The organism is Cypionkella sp. PAMC25878 (assembly GCF_058135695.1).
In genome coordinates this window covers 2320842-2341167 of sequence record NZ_CM176871.1, presented here as the reverse complement: position 1 = coordinate 2341167, position 20326 = coordinate 2320842, and the positions used below count along the sequence as shown (strand labels likewise).

Below are 20326 nucleotides of genomic sequence, written 5' to 3'. Positions count from 1 at the left end.
TGGCCTGACTTTCGGATATCGCTGAAATCCTAAAGCCTGCGCTCACAGATGCAAGAGCCCGCCCGCATCCGGGGCAGGCTCTACATAAAATCAGTCTATTCCATAGCCTTGATCAGTTGATCAACCGCATCACAGGCCTTGGCCGGGTCATTGGCGACACCCGACAGATCACTTTGCAGCTCTTGCGCCTTTTTGCTCAAAGCTTCCATTTTTTCCGGGTGGTTGGTGGCGACATCCTGCATCTTGGTCATCATTTCGGTGACCTTCTTCTGCGCCTCTTCCTGTGTGCAGACAGCTTTTTCTTCTTTGCAAGCCGACAGGCTCAGCACGGTGGCGAGCACCGCGAGGGGGGCGATCAAACGCATCGTAAAACTCCACATTAACCCGAGCAACACGCTCTCAGACGGCCTAGCATTGCCGCAAAACCCTGCCAAGGCCGCCCAAAGCTTATACCTCTACTCCCCCGAAACCTCGGCGAGCAGTTGCGCATTGCCGCCCGAGGCCGTGGTGTCGATGCAGACATGCCGTTCCAGCATCACATGCGCCACATCCGGCATATCGCCGATAAGCGGCAAAATCGGCCCCTTGCGCGCGGCCAAGGCCTGCGCCCTTGCGCGCCCCTGTTCGGCATCGCCCCACCACACAGCCCCGGAAAACCCCTCCAGCCGGGTCAGCGCCAGCGGAGCAAGCCCATCCGCCAGCACCGCTTGCCCTCCCAAAGCGCGTACGGCCTGCGCCTGCGCTTCAGCCGCCTGCGGCCCCGGCCCAAGGCAGAGCAGCGGCGCGCGCGGGCTGGCGGTCAGACGGTTCGACTCGCCGGTAGGCCCCGGCAACACCCGCGCATGGGCAGCGTCCTGCGGCGCGGGCAGGTTTTTCAGCGCCTTGGCCACCTCAGCCTCGGGTAAATCCGGGCTGCCCCCGCTCGACACCGCAGCCGCCGTCACCGTGAAGCGGTGCAAATACTCTGGCCCGCCCGCTTTCGGCCCGGTGCCAGAAAGCCCTTCGCCGCCAAAGGGTTGACTGCCCACCACTGCGCCAATCTGGTTGCGGTTGACATAGAGGTTGCCGACATGCAGCGCCTCGGTCACCGCCTGCACCCGGTCATCAATGCGTGTGTGCAGCCCAAAGGTCAGCCCGTAGCCGGTGGCATTGACCGCTTGCACCACCTGATCCACCTCGCCCGCCTTGAACGTGGCGATATGCAGCACCGGGCCGAAGATCTCCCGCGGCATCGCGGCAATCCCTGCCACTTTGATCACCGTCGGGGCAATGAACGTCCCCTGCGCCGGGGCCTGCATTTCGCGCAACACCCGGCCTTCCGCCCGCGCCGCCGCGATATAATCGCGAATACCGCCCTGCGCTGTCGCATCAATCACCGGGCCGACATCGGTCGCCAAATCCAAAGGGTCGCCCAAAACCAGCTCATCCATCGCGCCGAACAGCATTTCCTGCACCGCATGCGCCACATCTTCCTGCACATACAGACAGCGCAACGCCGAACAGCGCTGCCCCGCCGATTGGAAGCTGGAGGCGAGAATATCGCGCACCGCCTGCTCTGGCAGCGCAGTTGAGTCCACCAGCATCGCATTCAGCCCGCCGGTTTCCGCGATCAACGGCGCGGTTGGATCAAGGTTCTCCGCCATCACGCGGCGGATTTTCAGCGCGGTTTCTGTCGATCCGGTAAAGGCCACGCCCTTGACGCGCGAATCCCGCGTGATCAGCCCGCCGACCGCGCCATCGCCCGGCAGCAGTTGCAAAGCACTGGCCGGAACTCCGGCTTTCCATAGCAGATCGACCGCCAGCGCAGCGATAAGCGGCGTCTGTGGCGCGGGTTTCGCCAGCACGGCATTGCCCGCCGCCAGCGCCGCGCCGATCTGCCCCGAGAAGATCGCCAGCGGGAAATTCCACGGGCTGATGCAGGCAAACACCCCGCGTGCAGGGGCCGTCAGACCCGCTGCGCCATCGGCATAATAGCGCAGGAAATCAACCGCTTCGCGCAATTCTGACACCGCATCGGCCAAGGACTTCCCCGCCTCCCGCGCCAGCAGCGCAAAGATCGCGCCAAACTCGGCCTCATACAAATCCGCCGCCCGCCGCAGCACGGCTGCACGGGTTTCGGCATCCGCCGCCCAAGGTTCAGCCAGCCGCAAAGCCGTGTCTACATCCGCCTCTGACGCGCCCAGCACATGCCCAACCAGCGCCCCCGTCGCCGGATTGCGCACCTCTTGCCGCAATCCGCCGACACTGTGCCCCGCGAGCATCGGCCGCGCCTCAAACAATGTCACCTCATCCGGCCCCCGCGCCGCCGCAATCGCTGCGAGATCGCCCGCGTCGGTCAAATCCCAGCCCTTGGCATTCTTGCGCGCGCCAAACAGCCCCGGCCCTGTCGCAATCGCCGGGCTTGTCACCGGATGCATTGCCGCCATCGCCGAAATCGGGCAAGCTGCCACGGTTTCTGGGCTGACCTCTTCATTGACAATCTGGTTCACAAAACTGGAATTCGCGCCATTCTCCAACAACCGCCGCACGAGATACGCCAGCAAATCGCGATGCGCGCCGACAGGTGCATAAATCCGGCAGCGCGTCGCATTGTCGGTCAGCACAATATCGTGCAGCCGCTCGCCCATGCCATGCAAGCGCTGGAACTCAAACGACTTCTTATCGTCTGCCATCTCTAAAATAGCCGCCACTGTATGCGCATTATGCGTTGCAAACTGCGGATAAATCCGGTCGGTCATGCCCAGCAGCTTGCGCGCATTGGCGATGTAGCTCACATCCGTCGCCTGTTTGCGGGTGAACACCGGAAACGACGCCAGCCCCAAAACCTGCGCCCGCTTCACTTCCGCGTCCCAATAGGCCCCCTTCACCAGCCGTACCATGATCTTGCGGTCCAACCGGACTGACAACGCATAAAGCCAGTCGATCACCGCCCCGGCGCGCCGCCCGTAAGCCTGCACCACCACGCCAAAACCATCCCAACCGCGCAACGCCGGATCGCTGAGAACCGCCTCGATCACCTCCAGCGACAAAGCCAACCGATCGGCTTCCTCGGCATCAATGTTGAAGCCCAGCCCCGCCGCCTTCGCTAAGCCCGCCAAAGCCCGCACCCGCGGCACCAATTCTTCCATCACGCGGGCGCGCTTGGCGACCTCATAGCGCGGATGCAGCGCCGATAGCTTGACCGAAATCCCCGGATTGCTGCGAATATCCCCGGTCACCGCCGCCTTCGCAATCGAGGTAATCGCCGCCGAATACGACAGATGATAGCGCCGCGCGTCGCTTTCCGTCCGCGCGGCTTCCCCCAGCATATCATAGCTGTAGGTATAGCCCTGCCCTTCCAGCACAGTGGCACGTTTCATCGCCTTTTCAATGGTTTCGCCCAACACAAAGTTGCGCCCCATCTCTTTCATCGCCCGCGTCACCGCCCCCCGGATCACCGGCTCGCCCAGCCGTTTCACCGCCGCTTTCAGATGGCCCACCACGCCGGGCTCGCGCTCGTCCAGCACCTTGCCCGTCAGCATCAAGGCCCAGGTTGAGGCATTGACCAGCGACGACGCCGATTTACCCAAATGCCGCCCCCAATCCGATGGCGCGATCTTATCCTCGATCAGTGCATCCATCGTCTCGGCATCCGGCACCCTGAGCAAAGCCTCGGCCAGACACATGAGTGCTATGCCTTCATCGGTCGAAAGCCCGTATTCGGCGAGGAAAACCTCCATCAGCCCCGGCTTGGCGCTACCCCGGATCCGGCGCACAAAATCCGCGCCCAAAGCCGTCACCCGAGCACGCTGCGCGCCATCCATCCCCGCCTCGGCGATCAATGCGGCGACCAAAGCCGCCTCATCGCGCAGAGAATCACGCTCAATCACAGCCCACGCATTGCTCATAGCAGCCCCCCAAAGATTTCGCCCATGATAGCGCAGGTTTGACAGGCTGTTTCCCTCATTATAGAGTTATTATCAGCCGAAACGCCGTAAAAGGATCACCGCGCCATGCCAATCGACCGGGCCGAGCTTGACCGTTTCGACCACGCCATCCTGCGCGAACTCAGCGTGGATGGCCGGATCAGCGCCACCGAACTTGGCCGCCGCATCGGCTTGTCAAAATCGCCCACCCAAGCCCGGATGAAACGGCTGGAAGACGGCGGCGTGATCACCGGCTACCGCGCCAATCTCGACCCGATCCGCATGGGCCAGGCCCATGTGGCCTTTGTCGAAGTGCGGCTTTCCGATACGCGAGAAGCCGCTTTGCAAGCATTCAACAAGGCGGTGCTGGCGGTGCCAGAAGTTGAGCAAGCCCATATGATCGCCAGCCGCTTCGATTATCTGTTGAAAGTCCGCACCACTGATATCCAAGATTACCGCCGCGTGCTGGCCGAACGCATCTCGGCGCTGCCGCATGTTGCGTCCACTTCGACCTATGTGGCGATGGAAGCGGTCAAGGAACTGTTCTGAACACTTTTCCTGCAATGGTGCCCGCAACCGGAGTTGAACCGGCACGACCGTTCGATCTAGAGATTTTAAGTCTTCCCTTCGTGTGTTTCACCGAGGTTCTCGTTGTTTCGTCAAGCTTCTAACTTCCTAATTTTAATTGCAAAACTCTGTCAGTGGTGATGCACTTATTGCCCGCCTTCACTCTGGCCTGTCAGAAACTCCTGCAACTGCAAACCGGGTGATTGCTGCTTTGTCCAAAGCTTTCAAGCAGCACTCTCGGACTGAGGCGAGGCAGGCTATGCGCTCAGGCAACCCGGCTCTCCGTTCTGCGTGGCCCGCAAGTCTCTGATCATATTATAAAAATGGACCGCACGAACAAACGTGCGGCCCAAAGCTCGGGGGGGCGCTTTACTGCGATTGCGCCGCAAGATCATCGAGTTTGACGGTTCCGCTGTAGGCGCGGGCCTCTGCACGGGCGGCAACCAAGAATTCGCTGCGGTCAGATGCACAGGCAAGGCAGATCGGCTCATGATGTGAGGACGGATCGCGATCCATTTCATGGGCGATATACGCTTGGCTGCAATGGTGGCAGCGGATGCGGGCCGACCAAGGATCGTCGACTTCGTTGCGGGGATCGTGCGGGCGATCCTCGACAAACCAACTACGTCGCGCAACCATGAGCGAGGCCGCATAGATGGCCACGGCGATGGCGAGCGTGATCGGAGGTGCCCAGATACCGCCGAAGCTGCCCCCAAAGACCATCATCAAGCAGCCAACAGCCGAGGCGATGACCCAGGCACCCAAACCGCCTGGATTGATCAGCGGAACCCTGCCTGGCCGGAACTCAAGCGCTTCGGCCTTGATGCCGCGCAGGTAGCACCAAGCGATATGGGTCATCGCGACGCCGACCCAAGCCACGATGATGACGCCCTGGAATTGCAGCGTCAGCAGCAAATAACCGAAGACATTTGTCAGCATGACCAGGAAAATCACGACGGTCATGATGACCACCCAGACTGTGCGCGGCCATGAGATCTTGAAGGCGCGCGCAAAGAAGTTCTGCATGTTTGTGGAAGACAGGTAGAAATTGATGGTGTTGATCCGGGTCTGGCTGACCCAGACCAGCAGCACACCGAACGGCCCCATCAGCGCCACAATGCCGATGATTGCCGAAGTCTCCGACAATTGCCCCTCGATCGGGATGGTATAAGTGATGAACATGCCGACGGCAGCGTTGACCAGCAGTGTCACCACGTAGAAGGGAATGCCAAAGGTGAAATTGCCGTTGAAAGAGGCATCCTTGCTGCGGCCAAATCGGGCGACGTCCCAAGTCATCATCACGACGACCCAGACACCCATGTAGACCGTGAACGCGAACCACCAACCCGGCACGCCAAGATCGACGCCCGCTGCCGGAAGCTGAGTCAGCCAGTCCGCCGAGTAGCCATGCTTGGCGATGGCCCAGATCACACAGGCCAGCAGGCCGAAGACATAGAGCGGCAGCAGGATGCCGTTGATCCGGTCCAGCCAAGTCCGCACACCTCGCATCACCAGAGGCGCGCTATAGAGGCAGACGATGAAATACCAAAGACTCATCGGCCCGCCGAAGTAGTCCTGAAGGGCGATGGCGACGATCGATCCTTCGGCAATGGCGTAATAGGTGATCGTCACCCCGAACAGCAGCGCCGCAAAGGTTGCCCCGACCTGTCCGAAGACCGCACGGGAAAACAGCGCGACGCTGGTGCCGCTGCGTGCGGCGAAACGCGCGGCGATACTGCACAGGATGCCGTAGACGACGGACGAAAGCGCGATGCCGATCAGCGTATTAATCGTGCCGACGGTTAAGGCGACGGTGCTGCCGACGACCACCCAGAACATCGCGCTCATCAGGCCAAACCAGGCCATCGAAAGTGAGAAGCGCGAGCTTCGCCAACTGGGCGGAACAATGTGCAGGGAGAAGTCCTCGGCGGCAGCCTGGCGCAGGACTTCAGGCTCGTCATGGTAGATGATTTCGGGGCGCGGAATGGTTCTGGCAGTGATCATGACTTCCAACTCCTATCGTTGAACTTCCTTCAAAATCGAAAATCGGAACATACAGGCGACATGGAAGGCCGCGGTTCGCTTGATCGCATAGCCTCATGGAAAGCTGTTGGTAGTGACCCGCCTGAAACAGTTTTGAGCTTGTCGCATCATATTGAAAGGCTGATTTGGAAAGGCATCAAAGCTGGCGGTGGGCAGTGTCCGCAGTCCGGCATCCGTTTGAATTCAGTGGATTTTGCTAAGTGGACCAGACAAGGGGGCGGCGGGTTGCCTCGCCGCCCCGAAATTTCGGAGATACTGCCGTCAGGCGGCGACCCGCACCCTTTCCGTGGCTTCCTGGCTGAGCACGGCAAGCGTCCTGCCCCAATAGGGGACAGCCCGTCGTTGCATCATCTCGCGGAACTGCCGCGTGGTGTTTGCAAGCAGTTGGCCGTTGCCCCAGTCAAGGATCACCCCATACTGCCGGACGCAGTCCATGACATTGAACTCGCCTGAGCGGTAGCCGGCCGCGATGATCTCGGGGTCGGCGTCGAGCCAGCCCAGACGGGCGTCGGCGATACGCTTGCGCTCTGCTATGGTCGCCGCCTCATCGACCTCGTAAAGCGCGAGATCGCGGTCCACCACACGGATGACAACACCATAGTCGATGCGTGCACGCTCCACGCTGACATATTCTTCGGTGACATCCTCGCAAACCAGTTCTGGGTCGCGCAGCAGGGGATCACCAACCCCGCCACCACCGGCGGACGGACGGGTGAACACATCGTCCAACTCAATCGGCAGGTTCGAGAAGATCGAGCCAAGATAACGCTCTTTCTCGGTTCCCTTGTTCAGCCAGACGCCATGCGGGATCGACGGCAGGCCACCCCACATGCCCCAAGTGACGGAACGCTCGCGGTCGCAGCAATAAGACACCACAATGCGCTCGCCCTCGAAAACCGAGCCGCCCTTCTCGGCACCAAGCCCGCCACGCGACTCGCCGGGACCGGCCGAGTCCTGCACGAAATCGTGGCATTTGGTCAGCACCGGTGCCAGTCGTTCCTGTCCCTCAAGCGGTTGGACGCCATACTGGGCACCGAAGACCGGAGCGGTGGCGTTGAAGCCATCGCGCCCGTTGCGTCCACCCCAGCCGCCGGCCATCCAGTCGTACCACATGAAGTAGGGACGGCCCTCAAACCGGGTGTCGCGCCCACCGACCAGCAGATACTCTAGGTTGAAGGCGCAGCCCATGGTTCTTTCCGGCAAGATCTCTGCCCAGAGGCCAAAGACCGAGTTCATCAGCTTTTCGAACGGTCCCGAACAGAAGCCGGCGCAAGGGCTCGGCCATTCGGCATTGACCACTGTGCCGGGTTCCCCGACGTTGACCGTCACCGCCCGATACAGACCCGAGTTCAGCGGCAGATCCGGGAATTGATACTTGGTTCCCGCAACGATGCCCGCGAAAGACCCGCCGTAGGCCGCATTGAGAAAGGTCGAGATCTGGGGATGCGATCCCGAAAGATCGTAATGGGCATGATTGCCGTCGATAGTGAACTTGATCTTGATCGGGATCAGGCCCTCTTCCAGCTTCGGATCCTGGTCGATGTAGTCCTCAGCATACCAGGTGCCGTCCGGCAGTTCGGCGAGGCGATTGCGCATCAGAACCTCGACCCAGTCCTGCACCTCCCTGAAGGCGGTCTTGATGGTCTCGACGCCATATTTATCGCAGAGCCGCTGGATCTCGCGTTCGGCGACAGCGGTCGCCTCGGCCTGCGCCTGCATATCGCCGATGACATCGCTAGGATTGCGGGTGTTCGAGGCGATCATCCGGGCCACATCCCCAAGCCAGACACCTTTGCTCCAGACCCGCATCGGGGTAATCCGCAAGCCCTCGCCCATATGGTCCAGCGCGGTGATGTTGAACGACCCCGGGGTTGCGCCGCCCATATCAGCCCAATGGCCATTTGCCTGAGACCATCCGATCATCTCGCCCTTGTAGAACATCGGGCGCAGGATGCGGGTATCGTTGAAGTGGCTGCCACCGCGGAACGGATCGTTGATGATGAAGACATCGCCCGGATGGACATCGTCACCGAAATCCTCGATCACCGCCTTGCAGGTGTAGTGAAGTGTGCCGACATGCGCCGCAATGTCGCCAGTTCCTTGCATCACGAGGTTGCCCTGCGGATCGCTGAGGCCGGACGAGAAGTCGCGGCAATAGATCACGAAGGAATAACAGGTTCTGAGCAACTGCTCGGCCATCTGATCGACGATGTTGACGAAGGCGTTGCGCAACACCTCGAACGTGATCGGGTCAAGCTCGGACTTGAACACCGTCATGCGTTCGGAGTGGGGCGGGGGAAACTGGATGCCTTTGTCGGACAGTTCGATGATTTTGGTCTTGCCGGTCATGCCGGTCCTCCTCTTTGTTTCTGGTGAAGCGCCGCTCATGCTGCGCCAAGCTTGATCTGGATGTTCAGCCACTCGTCGATATAGGCCACGTCTCCGGGCGGGATGACGGTGGTCGAGTCGAGCTGGTCGATGACCGCCGGACCGTTGATCGTGACACCAGCCGGCAGGTTTTCGCGGTCATAAAGATTGGTGGTCATAGCCTTGGCATGGCCATGGAACCACGCCTCACGGGTGCCCTTGGGAACCGCCTTGGAGTTCTTGTCGATCACGACTTTCGGGAAGGATGGCTTGGGCGTGATACCGATCGCGCGCACCGTCAGCCGGTAGATTTCCACCGGAAAATCCTCGCGGCGGAAGTTATGGGCCTTCTCGTATTCGTTGTGGAAGATGGCCAGCGCCTCATCCATCGACTTGACCTGCCCCGGAACCGGGACCGCCAGCGAGCGCCACTGACCACGATAGCGCATGTCGACGAAGCGCTGGAACGTCATGTCCTTTGCGGCCACGCCATCGCGTTCCAGTCGGTCGCGCCCCTCAAGCTCAAGCTTCCTGAAGGCGGTCTCGATATCGGCCGGATCAGCCAAGGCAGCATCCTTGAAGAACATCTGGGTCACGTCGTGCTGAACATCGACCAGCATGCAGCCAACCGCCGAGGTCACACCGGGATTCGGGGGAACGATGACGACAGGGATGTTGAGTTCGCGTGCAATGTCGACGCCGTGGAGCGGACCAGCTCCGCCGAACGCCACCAGCGCGAAGTCGCGTGGGTCGTGCCCCCGGGCAATCGAGATCAGGCGAACCGCGTCGGCCATGTTGGCATTTGCGACGCGCAGCGTGGCAAGCGATGCTTCGACCAGATCAAGATTAAGCGGTTTGGCGATCTTACCCATCGCCTCAAGCGCCGCGTCTCGGTTCAGAGACTTCTTTCCGCCGGCGAGGGCGGTTCCGATACGTCCCAGAATGATGTTCGCATCGGTATTGGTCGGCTCTGTCCCGCCTGCCTTGTAGCACGCCGGTCCCGGCGTTGATCCGGCCGATTGCGGGCCGTTCCGCAGCGAGCCTGCCTTGTCGAGCCAAGAGATCGAGCCACCTCCCGCGCCGATGGTCAAAACCTCGATCGACGGGAAACAAATCGGATGGCCCCAATCCACCTCCCATTTATTGGTCATGCGCAGATGGCCATTTTCGGCAAGCGAAATATCCGCCGAAGTCCCGCCCATATCCAGACCAATCGAGTTCTGATAACCACACAATTCGGCGAAGTATTTGCTGGCAATCGCGCCTGCTGCGATGCCGGAGGCGGCAAGGCGTGCGGCATATTTCTCGGCCGTTGCGGGCGTCATCACACCGCCGCCGGAATGTAGCAGCAGTACATCGGCCTCGTATCCGGCTTCGGATGTTCTGCGGTCGAGATCGCGTGCATAGGGACGGATGATCGGCGCAAGGATTGTATTTGCGACGGTGGTCGAGAAACGATCATCCTCAAATATTTCGGGATGGGTTTCATGCGAGGTGGAAATGGCGACATCCGGCCCCAACACTTCAGCAAGGATTTCCGCCATCCGCTGCTCATGCACGCCACTGACATAGGCGTTGATGAAGCACACGGCCACGGCATGCACTTTGCGCTTGTGCAGGATGCGCGCCACTTCACGCGCCTGTTCTTCATCCAGCGCCTCAATGACCTCGCCACGGTAATTGATGCGCTCGCGGACGGTAAAGCGGTCGCGCCGCCGCACGTAGGGCGGTGTCCCCTCCTTATAGGCATCCCAAGGATCTTCGCGGGTGCCGCGCCCGATTTCCAGAATATCGCGGAAGCCTTCGGTGGTCACCATCGCCACAGGCTTGAAATTGCGCGTGATCAGCGCATTGGTCGCAACTGTCGTTCCATGCGTGAACAGATCGACATCATGCCAATCAATGTCAGCCGCTTCTGCGCCATTCATGATCGCATCAATCGGATTCGCCGTGCTGGGAACTTTCGCAACGGTCTGGTTTCCGTTCGAATCCAGAACGAATACATCGGTAAACGTTCCGCCAACGTCAATTGCCAACCGTGTGCGCGCCCGCTTTGGCGTCGAGCCTACGTCTGCTCCGTCCATACTCATGGGGTTATTCCTTTCCACTTGCGTTGCGCAAAGCGAACCACAAAGAGCGAAATACGCTTTGCGAACGGTTGCACCGACATTTCATTTTGATAGGGGGGAATGGCATCACTCGACGCGCACGGCATCCAGCGATAAATCGCATTCGTTGTTGAATGCGTATTTCGACATTACGCGATGACTGTCCAAATCTCCAAATGATTTTTTAAATGCCGCAACTGCGATTTTTATTTTAAATATTGCAAGTAAAACAATGAAATGGCGCCATGCCTGCCGTGCTGCGATGCAGAAACGCATCGTCTGCGTGGACAACTGCCACCTCGCAGCTTGCCGCTAGGTTAACTTGGTGTCGTCGATTTTGCCGGACGAGGGGTGGAGGCGAATCACCTCGAACCTGTGATAGGGCAACGGTCCTGCCGTTTCTCAGCGCATGCGCCGACCGCGGCCGACATACCCCCGAGCCCTGTTGCAATTTTACAGGTCGACCGCCCGGACAAGACAGGCAGCGGTTGCAGCACTCGCAGCCTATTTCTCGAATAGCTTGCTGAATTTTTCTGGCCGGCCCCGTGTGAAAATCCGTCCAATCCTGCGCAACTCTCGTCGCCACGGCAGGTAGTGTCGGCGGTGTTTGGAGGAAATCTCCGGTCGGTTGGGTGCTGTCGCGCGCGGGCCGGGCTTTTTCCGCAGCCTACTCGTCTTCCCGCATGAGGGTGTTTTCGTCGTCGCGCCAGTGAAGCCCGGACAGAATCTCGCCGGAAACGACATCGACGGTGGTTCGCCGCTTCATCGCCAGCTGCCGAAGCACGCGATACGCTTCCTGCCCAGAATAGCTATCGGCCAACATGATCGCCAGTTTGGCGCGTTCAACGATGCGACTGGACTCAAGCTTGGCCTGCAGCCGGTCAATATTCAGCCGCAGCCGCTGTTCTCGGCGGTGATTGTTGACTGCTGTAAGCAGGTTGGTGAGAATTCCGAAGGGGCGGATCGGAAGGCCGATCACCGCATTCACGCGCATGTTCAGCAGACGGTCGATCGACAGCGGATTTTCGTAATCTATGACTGCGATCAGCACGGCAGATTGGGCGTCAGCCTGCCAATGGAAAGTCAGCTTGCTTTCGATCACCCGGTCAACCATGACGAAAATGATGTCGATATCCTCGGCATAGGACAGTGGTGGTGGCCAAAATTCTTGGACCTGACACCCGATCCGCTCCAGATGCGAGCGTAGCGCCAGCCCCTCGCTGTCCTGCGGCTGGACAAGCAAGAACTTCAAGGACCGTAGATCCTTGATCAAAAAAGGCTGTTCCTTCTCGCTGGCGAAGGGCTCGTTTCGTCCAGGCCGCATTTCAGATCCTCTTGCCCGAAGTACGCACATTCAATACCATTAATGGTCACGCACGTTCAGTCTTGGAGGCCTTGTGCACCCGGCAATCGCACAGACAGAGCGGTGTCCAGCGGGGCCTCGCCCTCGTCGGGGGCAAGTGAATAGGTCGTCCGATACGGGTCCGGCGAGATGGCATGGCTGGTTTGGGCGACGATCTCGAATTGACCGTCGCTGCGAGCGATCCCGATTTTTGGCCAGACATGGCAGTGCGAGTTCAATTCGTCGATCTTGATCATCCCCTGAGGCGCATTAAACGACGCACCTAGAATGCCCGACCGGATCGAACCGATGCTGTCGGCGCCGTTGTTGCTCATCGCCTGAGCAACCACATGCGCCTGTGTGTAGGCCGCATCCCAACACATATTCGCATGTGGATCTTCGCCCCGCACCGCCCTGTAACGATCAAGACAGGATATGTTGGTCAGATTGGATTGCGATGCGAAATACGTCGCAGCGGTAATATGACCCGCGGTGGCCGAGGCACCGATTTCCTGAATGTCTGCCTCACTGGTCGTCAGGCTTGCGACCAGCATCCGATCTGCGTCAAGACCGTTCTCAATGTAAGCATTATAGAACTGCAGATTTGATTGGCCGACAAAATTGTTGAAAATGATATCCGGGCTGCATTTCTTGATATGCTTCATCATGACGTCAAAATCTTTTGCGGGTGCGCCGTCCTCAATATAGTATTGTCCCAATATCTCGCCACCGCCTGACCTGATCAGATCGCCCATGATCCTTCCAGATTCACGGGGCCAAACATAGTCCGATCCAACAACATACAGGCGAGGTGGATAGTTCTGAAGAAGATAACTACCTAAAAACAAGCTGTTTTGATTTGGAACAGCGCCAAAGTATATGATGTTTTCCGAATACTCAAACCCCTCGTATTGCGCGGGGTAGCACAGAAGCCCAGGCTCTCGGTCAAGGACGCTCAGAACAGCCTTGCGCTGACTCGACGTATAGCCGCCCAATATAACTTTGACCTTGCTTTCAGTCAAAAGGTTCGCAGCCAATTTCTGATAGCTTGCCGGCTCGCCCATTGGATCGCCGTAAAGCGGAACCAGTTCACGCCCATTAATGCCCCCGGCCTCGTTAATTTCTCCGATGGCAAATTCAGTCGCTGCCAGCATGCTCCGTTCGGTTACGGAAGTTCGCCCTGTTTTGGAAAAGAGTACCCCTATATAAATCGGTTGGTCGCTTTTCATCTTGCGCAAACCTTCCTAGGAAACCAAGCGGACGATCATGAACGGCACAATCCCAACAATTCGGCCCCTTCGGCCAACCTACCGCAACGCTAGGCGAGTCTGGGGGACGGGTCAACATGTTCGGGCCGCGGGCGAAGGACTGACCGGTGATCTTGGCACTGGGGATGCAGGCTCCGGCAAGCGTGTTGCTGCATCTATATCCTTGCGCCAGAATATCGCTGGCGACTTTGCCTTCCAGCGGCGTCAGGCTGGGCAGCTTCATGCGGATCTGTGCGGCCACGGCTTTTGGATCGCCCATGTTTCCCTCGGATCTCCACGGCTCTGTTGCACAAATCCCATGTGGGATTCATCTTGTGAAACCAGCGTGATAGCTGGATGTCATGAGCAGACCGAACATACCGACCTACAAAACCCTGAACTGGCCCGCCTATAACAAGGCGCTCAAGCGCCAGGGATCACTGACGGTCTGGTTCGATCCTGACATGGTAGGGGCTGCGAAGCCGACCGGCACGCGTGGGCGACAGCCCGTCTACAGCGACGCTGCCGTCCGGACCTGCCTGACGATGAAGGTCCTTTTCGGCATGGCGTTGCGACAGACGGTCGGCTTCGTCGAGAGCCTGCTTTGCCTGATCGGCCTGAATTGGGACGTGCCGGACTTCAGCACGCTCAGCCGTCGCCAGAAGCCCCTTGCCGTGAAGATCCCGCACGGAGGGCGCAGGGCCCGCTGCACCTGCTGATCGACAGCACCGGCATCAAGGTCGAGGGCGAAGGTGAGTGGAGCGCGCGCAAGCATGGTGGTCCAAAGCGCCGTGTCTGGCGCAAGGTCCACCTTGGGATCGACGAGGAAACACTGGAAGTTCGGGCTGTTGAAGTCGCCATCAGCGATGTGGGCGATGCCCCTATGCTGCCCGAATTGCTCAGCCAGATATCTCCCGATCAGGAGATTGCCAGCGTCACTGCCGCCTCTCACGGTTTGCAAGCGAACCGTGAGAGGGCAACGGACGGAGCGCCTACGACACGCGCAAGTGCCACGATGCGATTGCCGAACGCGGTGCTGCCGCCGTCATTCCACCTCGCAAGAACGCCAAGCCGTGGAAGGCCAAGCACCGGGGGCAGCCGCGCGCAACGAAGCTCGTCGGGCATCGAAACATCTCGGACGGGCACTCTGGCGACGATGGAGCGGCTACCACCGCCGGAGCCGTGCAGAGACGAAAATGCCCTGTGTAAAACTGCTGGGTCAGCGCCTCATGGCGCGGGACTTCGACCGCCAGGTCGCGGAGTTCCAGGTTCGTGTTGCTGTGCTCAATAGCTGCACCGCGCTCGGCATCCCGGTTACGAAGGCCGCAGGATAGGTCGGTCAAGCGATAGCGGCAGTCCGACCGTCAGCCGATTTGTGCAACAGAACCTCGCCCAAGCAATCCGCGCGAACGGCATCACAGAAGATGGCTGCTTTTTCGGGCGCAGATTAATCACAGCCCTAGATATTGTTTAGCCGCCCTTAATGCGTTGAATCAGATAGATCTCGTCCAAGGGATCAATAGCGGCGGACATGTTGGTGACGATTTGACCATTCACAGAAACCGAAACCCCCGCCTTGATGACCGGCGTCAGGGCGGGATGCGCCGTGACCAGCGCATCCAAAATCTCGCGGACAGTGTCACCCTTGACAGAAATCACCACCTGATCCCCCGCAAACCTGCGCAGACCGGACCAGAGGTTGATCTCAACCATGCGCTTTGGCCTTGATGGCGGCCAAAACCTTGGGCGGCGACATCGGCAAACTGCGCAACCGAGCGCCGGTGGCTGCGGCAATCGCATTGGCCAGCGCGGGCAAAGGCGGGGTGATCCCGGTTTCGCCAACGCCGCGCACGCCGTAGGGGTGGCCGGGGTTTGGCACCTCGACAATCACCGTGTCGATCATTGGCAAGTCAGAGGCGACGGGAATGCGGTAGTCCAGAAACACCGTATTTTGCAGCCGCCCATCCGCGCCGTAAACATACTCCTCGTTCAACGCCCAGCCGATGCCCTGCACCGCACCACCCTGATACTGGCCTTCGACATAGGCCGGATGGATCGCGCGGCCCGCATCCTGCACCACCAGATAGCGCAAAACCGTGGTGCGCCCGGTTTCGGGATCAACCTCGACATCCACCACATGTGCGCCAAAGCTGGCCCCCACCCCGCCCGCCGTGACTTCGTGGTGACCCGAGATCGGCCCCCCGGTGCTGCCCATCTTGGCCCCGATTTCGGCAATAGACATCGGTGGGAACTTTCCGGCATTCGGGCCAGCAGGCACCGCTGCACCATCGAGCCATTCCACCGCCTCGGCATCAATCCCCCATTCGGCGGCGGCACGAGCGCACATCTGGGCAATGGCTTGCTTGGCAGCCTCAACCGCCGCCAAACCGCTGGCAAAGGTCGCGCGGCTGCCATGCGTGGGTTCATTCACGCCCAAAGCCCCGGTTTCGACGATATTCACCCGCACGGACTCGTAGGCGATGCCCAGCGTCTCTGCCGTCATCATCCCCAACGAGGCCCGACTGCCGCCCACATCCGGCGTGCCGACCGAGACCGTCACCGTGCCATCCTCGCCAATCGCCAGCGAAACCGAGGTCTCGCCGCCATGGTTGAACCAGAACCCCGCCGCCGAGCCGCGCCCCTGATTGGGGCCAAGCGGCACCTTCAGGTTGGCATGGGCCATCGCCGCCTCAAGCGACTCAACCAGTCCGATGCGATTGTAAGTTGGTCCATAGCTGGCCTTCGCCCCTTCGCGCGCGGCGTTTTTCAAACGCACGGCCAGCGCATCAAGCCCCAATTCAACGCACATCTCGTCGAGCAGGCTTTCCACCGCAAACGCCGCCATCGGCGATCCGGGCGCGCGGTAAGCGGCTGCCTTGGGGCGGTTGGCCAGAACCTCATAGCCTTGGTGAAACACCGCCGGAACGGTGTAGCAGGCCAAGGCGCAAGACAAAGCCTCACCGACAGGCGATGATCCGATGAAGGCACCGCCCTGCATGCGGAAATTCACCGAAGCGGCAGTGATCGTGCCATCGGCCTTCATCCCCATCTTCACATCCATCGAGGCCGAGGCCGTGGGACCAGTCGCGCGCAGCACTTCGGCGCGGCTCATCACCAGCTTGACCGGGCGGCCGCCGGCCTTGCGCGACAAAGCCAGCGCCAGTGGCTCCATGAAGATCGTGGTCTTGCCACCAAACCCGCCGCCGATTTCCGAAGGTGTCACGCGCAGTTGCGACGCCTCGGTGCCCAGCACAGCCGAGCACATCCGGCGGATATACCACTGGCCTTGGGTGCAAACCCACATCTCGCCTTTGCCATCCTCGCCCATCTGGCCAAGGCAAGCGTGCGGCTCGATATAGCCCTGATGGGTGGCTTCGGTCTTGTAGCTTTGCGCGCGCACCAGATCGGCGGCGGCAAAGCCAGCGTCCATATCGCCATGGCCGAACTCGATGTATTTCACCACATTCGGGTGCATGCCTTCTGGCACCGAATGGTCAGCGGTGCCCGCCCGGATGATAGGCGCATCGGGCTGCATCGCCGCATCGACGTCGATGACATGCGGCAGCACTTCATATTCGACCTCAACCAAGCGGGCCGCATCCTGCGCCAGCAGTTTCGAGGTCGCCGCGACCGCGGCGACCGCATGGCCGTCATAAAGCGCCACATCGCCCGCAAGGGTGTTCTCTTGCAGGTTCCAATCTTCGCCGGTCAGACCAGTCGGAAAATCGGCGCGGGTGATCACCGCCTTCACACCCTCCAGCGCCAGCGCCTTTGAGGCATCAATGCGGATGATCCGCGCATGGGCATGGGGCGAGCGCACCACGGCGGCGTGCAGCATCCCCGGCGCAGAAATATCCGCGCCATAACGCGCGCGGCCTGTCACCTTATCCAGCCCATCGGGGCGGTTCGGGCGCGTGCCAACCAAACGGTAGGCGGTTTTCAGATCATCCTTCGGCATCAGTTCGCCCCCCGCATTTCAGCGCCTGCATCCATCACAGCGCGGATGATTTTGTCATAGCCGGTGCAGCGGCAGAGATTGCCCGCCAACCAGTAGCGCACTTCGACCTCAGTCGGATCGGGGTTCTGCGCCAGCAGAGCATTCGCCGCGACCAGAATCCCCGGCGTGCAGAACCCGCATTGCAGCGCCGCATGTTCGATGAATTTGCGTTGCAGCGGATGCAGGTCGGGGCCATTGGACAGACCCTCGACCGTGGCCACCGTTTTACCTTCGGCTTCCGCCCCCAGCACAAGGCAGGAACACACCAAAACCCCGTCCAGTTGCACCGAACAGGCGCCGCAATCGCCCGTCCCGCAACCCTCTTTCGTGCCGGTCAGGCCCAACTGATCGCGCAGGCAATCCAGCAGCGTGTCGCGCGGATCGGCCAGAAACTCGACCGCATCGCCGTTCACCGTGGTGGAGACGTGGATTTTGCTCATGCTGAGGCTCCTTCTGCGCGGGCGTAGGCGATGCGGGCGGCGCGCTGCACCAAGACACCCACGATATCTTTGCGGAACGTGGCGGTGCCGCGTTTGTCGGAAATCGGCGTGCTGGCGGCAATCGCGGCTGCGGACAACGCAGCTAAAGCCGCTGCGTCCAGCGTGGTGCCAATGATCGCCTGCGCTGCGGCGGGTGCCAGCATGACCTTCGGCCCCACCGCCCCCAGCGCAATCCGCGCCTCGGTGATCCGCGCGCCATCACGCCGCAGGTTCACCGCCACGCCCACCACAGCAATGTCCATCTCAGTGCGCGGGATGAACCGCAGATAGGCGTCGCCGCCATGCGCCCCACGCGGCGGCAAGATGATCGCAGTGATCACCTCACCCGGCAGCAAGGTGGTGCGGCTGGGGCCCGCGGGAATATCCTCGACCGCCACCGCGCGGCTGCCCTGCGGCCCGATCACCGACACCATAGCGCCTGCAGCCATCATCCCCGGCACGCTGTCGGCGGCGGGCGAGCCGTTGCACAGATTGCCCACCAGCGTGGCGCGGCCCTGCACTTGCGTCGACCCAACCAGCTGCATGCCTTCAACAACACCCGGCCAATCAGCGCAAACCCCAGCGTGCCGCCCGAGTTCCGCCCCCGACACCGCAATGCCAATCCGCCAGCCGCCATCATTGGTGCGGCTGATGTCCTTAACGCCGGGAATATGTTTGAGATCAATCAGATCATCCGGCGTCACAATCGCTGCGCGCAACTGCACCAGAACATCCGTTCCGCCCGCAAGAAACCGTGTCAGCCCCGACGCTCCCGCCGCAATCGTTGCCGCCTGTTCAAAAGTCTTTGGCGTGTGAAATCGCATCCTGCCCCCCCTAAGGTGATGGTCATCGTCCAGTCAGAGTCAAAGCACCGCTGAGCACTGCCCGAGTATGATGGCTATCCTGCGGGAAGTCGGCCGCATCGGCAACAGTCCGAACCCCTATGTTCAACCGCAACGTCGCTTTTTTTAGGTGGCGGATCAGGTTCGGTTCATTCTCGCTGCCTGTCCGTCATCGAATGCTTTCAAACAACCCCGTCGATTTTCGCTCTGTAGGCTCGGGATCGCGGGCGCGGCGTCACCGTTTCCCCACTCAAGGCCGTTGGCACAACTCGCAGGGGCGAACCTGCGTCAACCGTCCGGCTGTCCGTCGCAGCTAACGCCACCACGTTCTGCCGCGACCCGTGGCCAAAAGCCAACAAACTGTTCGCTAACTCTTCACGCGCCTGCGAGTCTACAAGTATTCGAAACGCGCAGCGGGGGTCACGATCTGGTCGCGCGTTCAAATCCAACACATCGCATGAAAATCATAACCTGTTGTTAATATTGGTGCCCGCGGCCGGAGTTGAACCGGCACGGCCGTTCGGCCTAGAGATTTTAAGTCTCCTGTGTCTACCATTTCACCACGCGGGCAGTCATGCGGGTTTGGCAATCTGCCGCACCATAGCCATCTGCGCGGCGGGGTAAAGCACTCGAAATCATATTGCTTGCAACAAACTGCTGCGCTGCGGCGATTGACTTCACCGAAATCCCCGCTTTTATAGCTGCGAGAGTTTGCGAGGGTCCCCTATGAAGAAAATCTACCCCAACGCGGCGGCGGCGCTGGACGGGCTGTTGTTTGACGGCATGTTGATCGCGAGCGGCGGTTTCGGCCTCTGCGGTATCCCAGAACTGCTGATCGCGGCGATCCGCGATGCGGGCACCAAAAATCTGACCATCGCGTCGAACAATGCGGGCGTCGATGGCTTCGGGCTTGGCCAGCTTTTGGAAACCCGGCAGGTCAAGAAAATGATCTCGTCCTATGTTGGCGAAAACGCTGAATTCATGCGGCAATACCTGTCGGGCGAGTTGGAGTTGGAATTCAACCCGCAAGGCACTTTGGCCGAGCGTCTGCGCGCAGGTGGCGCGGGCATTCCCGGTTTCTACACTGCTACAGGCGTTGGCACAGTGATCGCCGATGGCAAGGAACACCACGATTTCAACGGCAAGACCTACATCTTGGAAACCGGCATCATTGCTGATCTCGCCATCGTCAAGGCGTGGAAAGCTGATCCCTCGGGCAACCTCGTGTTCCGCAAAACCGCGCGCAACTTCAACCCACCAGCGGCGACATCGGGCAAGATCTGCGTGGTCGAGGTCGAAGAAATCGTGCCACTGGGCGCGCTGGACCCTGACAGCATCCACCTGCCGGGCATCTATGTGCACCGCATTGTGCAGGGCCAGCACGAAAAACGTATTGAGAATCGCACGACTCGCAAGAAGGAAGCTTAAG

Annotated in this window: 14 protein-coding genes, 1 tRNA gene and 1 pseudogene; 3 read left to right on the top strand and 13 right to left on the bottom strand. The window is 60.3% G+C overall.

Translation table 11 applies throughout. The features are described 5' to 3' along the window. Positions 1–95: 95 nt before the first annotated feature. Positions 96–365 (bottom strand): hypothetical protein, encoded by a 270-nt coding sequence (locus ACS5RD_RS11300; RefSeq protein WP_054007629.1) that lies wholly within the window; start codon positions 363–365, stop codon positions 96–98. Positions 366–455: 90 nt separating this feature from the next. Continuing rightward, the gene (putA, locus tag ACS5RD_RS11295) at positions 456–3887 is read right to left on the bottom strand and encodes a bifunctional proline dehydrogenase/L-glutamate gamma-semialdehyde dehydrogenase PutA (RefSeq protein WP_489931262.1); all 3432 of its coding nucleotides are present in this window, start codon (positions 3885–3887) and stop codon (positions 456–458) included. Positions 3888–3992: 105 nt separating this feature from the next. Between putA and ACS5RD_RS11290 the strand changes: the two genes are divergently transcribed. After that, complete coding sequence (locus tag ACS5RD_RS11290) at positions 3993–4454, top strand: Lrp/AsnC family transcriptional regulator (protein WP_489931261.1); 462 nt, start codon at positions 3993–3995, stop codon at positions 4452–4454. A gap of 387 nt (positions 4455–4841) precedes the next feature. Here ACS5RD_RS11290 and ACS5RD_RS11285 read toward each other — a convergent pair whose 3' ends face one another. From ACS5RD_RS11285 to ACS5RD_RS11260, 6 genes are all read right to left on the bottom strand, one after another. After that, positions 4842–6476 (bottom strand): purine-cytosine permease family protein, encoded by a 1635-nt coding sequence (locus ACS5RD_RS11285; RefSeq protein ID WP_489931260.1) that lies wholly within the window; start codon positions 6474–6476, stop codon positions 4842–4844. 300 nt (positions 6477–6776) lie between these two features. Next, positions 6777–8864 carry a hydantoinase B/oxoprolinase family protein gene (locus tag ACS5RD_RS11280; protein WP_235815682.1) on the bottom strand — a complete coding sequence of 696 codons (2088 nt, stop codon included), beginning with the start codon at positions 8862–8864 and terminating at the stop codon, positions 6777–6779. A gap of 35 nt (positions 8865–8899) precedes the next feature. After that, positions 8900–10972, bottom strand: a complete 2073-nt coding sequence (locus tag ACS5RD_RS11275; protein ID WP_489931259.1) for a hydantoinase/oxoprolinase family protein — start codon at positions 10970–10972, stop codon at positions 8900–8902. A gap of 105 nt (positions 10973–11077) precedes the next feature. Further along, positions 11078–11281: a hypothetical protein gene (locus ACS5RD_RS11270; protein WP_489931258.1), complete on the bottom strand. Its 204-nt coding sequence runs from the start codon at positions 11279–11281 to the stop codon at positions 11078–11080. 376 nt (positions 11282–11657) lie between these two features. After that, positions 11658–12242 (bottom strand): ANTAR domain-containing response regulator, encoded by a 585-nt coding sequence (locus tag ACS5RD_RS11265; protein ID WP_162232894.1) that lies wholly within the window; start codon positions 12240–12242, stop codon positions 11658–11660. A 128-nt stretch (positions 12243–12370) separates the two neighbouring features. Beyond that, positions 12371–13561 carry a transporter substrate-binding domain-containing protein gene (locus tag ACS5RD_RS11260; RefSeq protein ID WP_489931257.1) on the bottom strand — a complete coding sequence of 397 codons (1191 nt, stop codon included), beginning with the start codon at positions 13559–13561 and terminating at the stop codon, positions 12371–12373. A gap of 380 nt (positions 13562–13941) precedes the next feature. On the opposite strand from ACS5RD_RS11260, the pseudogene ACS5RD_RS11255 reads away from it, so the two are divergent. Next, positions 13942–14913 (top strand): annotated as a pseudogene (locus ACS5RD_RS11255) (IS5 family transposase). A 136-nt stretch (positions 14914–15049) separates the two neighbouring features. On the opposite strand, the gene ACS5RD_RS11250 reads toward ACS5RD_RS11255, so the two are convergent. From ACS5RD_RS11250 to ACS5RD_RS11230, 5 genes are all read right to left on the bottom strand, one after another. After that, positions 15050–15292 (bottom strand): MoaD/ThiS family protein, encoded by a 243-nt coding sequence (locus ACS5RD_RS11250; RefSeq protein ID WP_489931256.1) that lies wholly within the window; start codon positions 15290–15292, stop codon positions 15050–15052. Then, positions 15285–17537, bottom strand: a complete 2253-nt coding sequence (locus ACS5RD_RS11245) for a xanthine dehydrogenase family protein molybdopterin-binding subunit (protein WP_489931255.1) — start codon at positions 17535–17537, stop codon at positions 15285–15287. The genes ACS5RD_RS11250 and ACS5RD_RS11245 overlap by 8 nt, the downstream gene beginning before the upstream one ends. Further along, the gene (locus tag ACS5RD_RS11240; RefSeq protein ID WP_489931254.1) at positions 17537–18016 is read right to left on the bottom strand and encodes a (2Fe-2S)-binding protein; all 480 of its coding nucleotides are present in this window, start codon (positions 18014–18016) and stop codon (positions 17537–17539) included. The genes ACS5RD_RS11245 and ACS5RD_RS11240 overlap by 1 nt, the downstream gene beginning before the upstream one ends. Next, a complete protein-coding gene (locus ACS5RD_RS11235; protein WP_489931253.1) occupies positions 18013–18879 on the bottom strand; it encodes an FAD binding domain-containing protein in 867 nt (288 codons plus the stop codon). Before ACS5RD_RS11235 ends, ACS5RD_RS11240 begins: the two co-directional genes overlap by 4 nt. Positions 18880–19381: 502 nt before the next feature. After that, positions 19382–19467: transfer RNA gene (locus tag ACS5RD_RS11230), tRNA-Leu, on the bottom strand. 156 nt (positions 19468–19623) lie between these two features. Between ACS5RD_RS11230 and ACS5RD_RS11225 the strand changes: the two genes are divergently transcribed. Continuing rightward, entirely contained in the window at positions 19624–20325 is a 702-nt protein-coding gene (locus ACS5RD_RS11225; RefSeq protein ID WP_489931252.1) for a CoA transferase subunit A, read from the top strand. Position 20326: the final 1 nt, after the last annotated feature.

Excerpts from the sequence above, each read along its gene's own strand:
- ACS5RD_RS11300 (WP_054007629.1), bottom strand. The coding sequence starts at position 365 with ATGCGTTTGATCGCCCCCCTCGCGGTGCTCGCCACCGTGCTGAGCCTG.
- putA (WP_489931262.1), bottom strand. The coding sequence starts at position 3,887 with ATGAGCAATGCGTGGGCTGTGATTGAGCGTGATTCTCTGCGCGATGAG.
- ACS5RD_RS11290 (WP_489931261.1), top strand. The coding sequence starts at position 3,993 with ATGCCAATCGACCGGGCCGAGCTTGACCGTTTCGACCACGCCATCCTG.
- ACS5RD_RS11285 (WP_489931260.1), bottom strand. The coding sequence starts at position 6,476 with ATGATCACTGCCAGAACCATTCCGCGCCCCGAAATCATCTACCATGAC.
- ACS5RD_RS11280 (WP_235815682.1), bottom strand. The coding sequence starts at position 8,864 with ATGACCGGCAAGACCAAAATCATCGAACTGTCCGACAAAGGCATCCAG.
- ACS5RD_RS11275 (WP_489931259.1), bottom strand. The coding sequence starts at position 10,972 with ATGAGTATGGACGGAGCAGACGTAGGCTCGACGCCAAAGCGGGCGCGC.
- ACS5RD_RS11260 (WP_489931257.1), bottom strand. The coding sequence starts at position 13,561 with ATGAAAAGCGACCAACCGATTTATATAGGGGTACTCTTTTCCAAAACA.
- ACS5RD_RS11250 (WP_489931256.1), bottom strand. The coding sequence starts at position 15,292 with ATGGTTGAGATCAACCTCTGGTCCGGTCTGCGCAGGTTTGCGGGGGAT.
- ACS5RD_RS11245 (WP_489931255.1), bottom strand. The coding sequence starts at position 17,537 with ATGCCGAAGGATGATCTGAAAACCGCCTACCGTTTGGTTGGCACGCGC.
- ACS5RD_RS11240 (WP_489931254.1), bottom strand. The coding sequence starts at position 18,016 with ATGAGCAAAATCCACGTCTCCACCACGGTGAACGGCGATGCGGTCGAG.
- ACS5RD_RS11235 (WP_489931253.1), bottom strand. The coding sequence starts at position 18,879 with ATGCGATTTCACACGCCAAAGACTTTTGAACAGGCGGCAACGATTGCG.
- ACS5RD_RS11225 (WP_489931252.1), top strand. The coding sequence starts at position 19,624 with ATGAAGAAAATCTACCCCAACGCGGCGGCGGCGCTGGACGGGCTGTTG.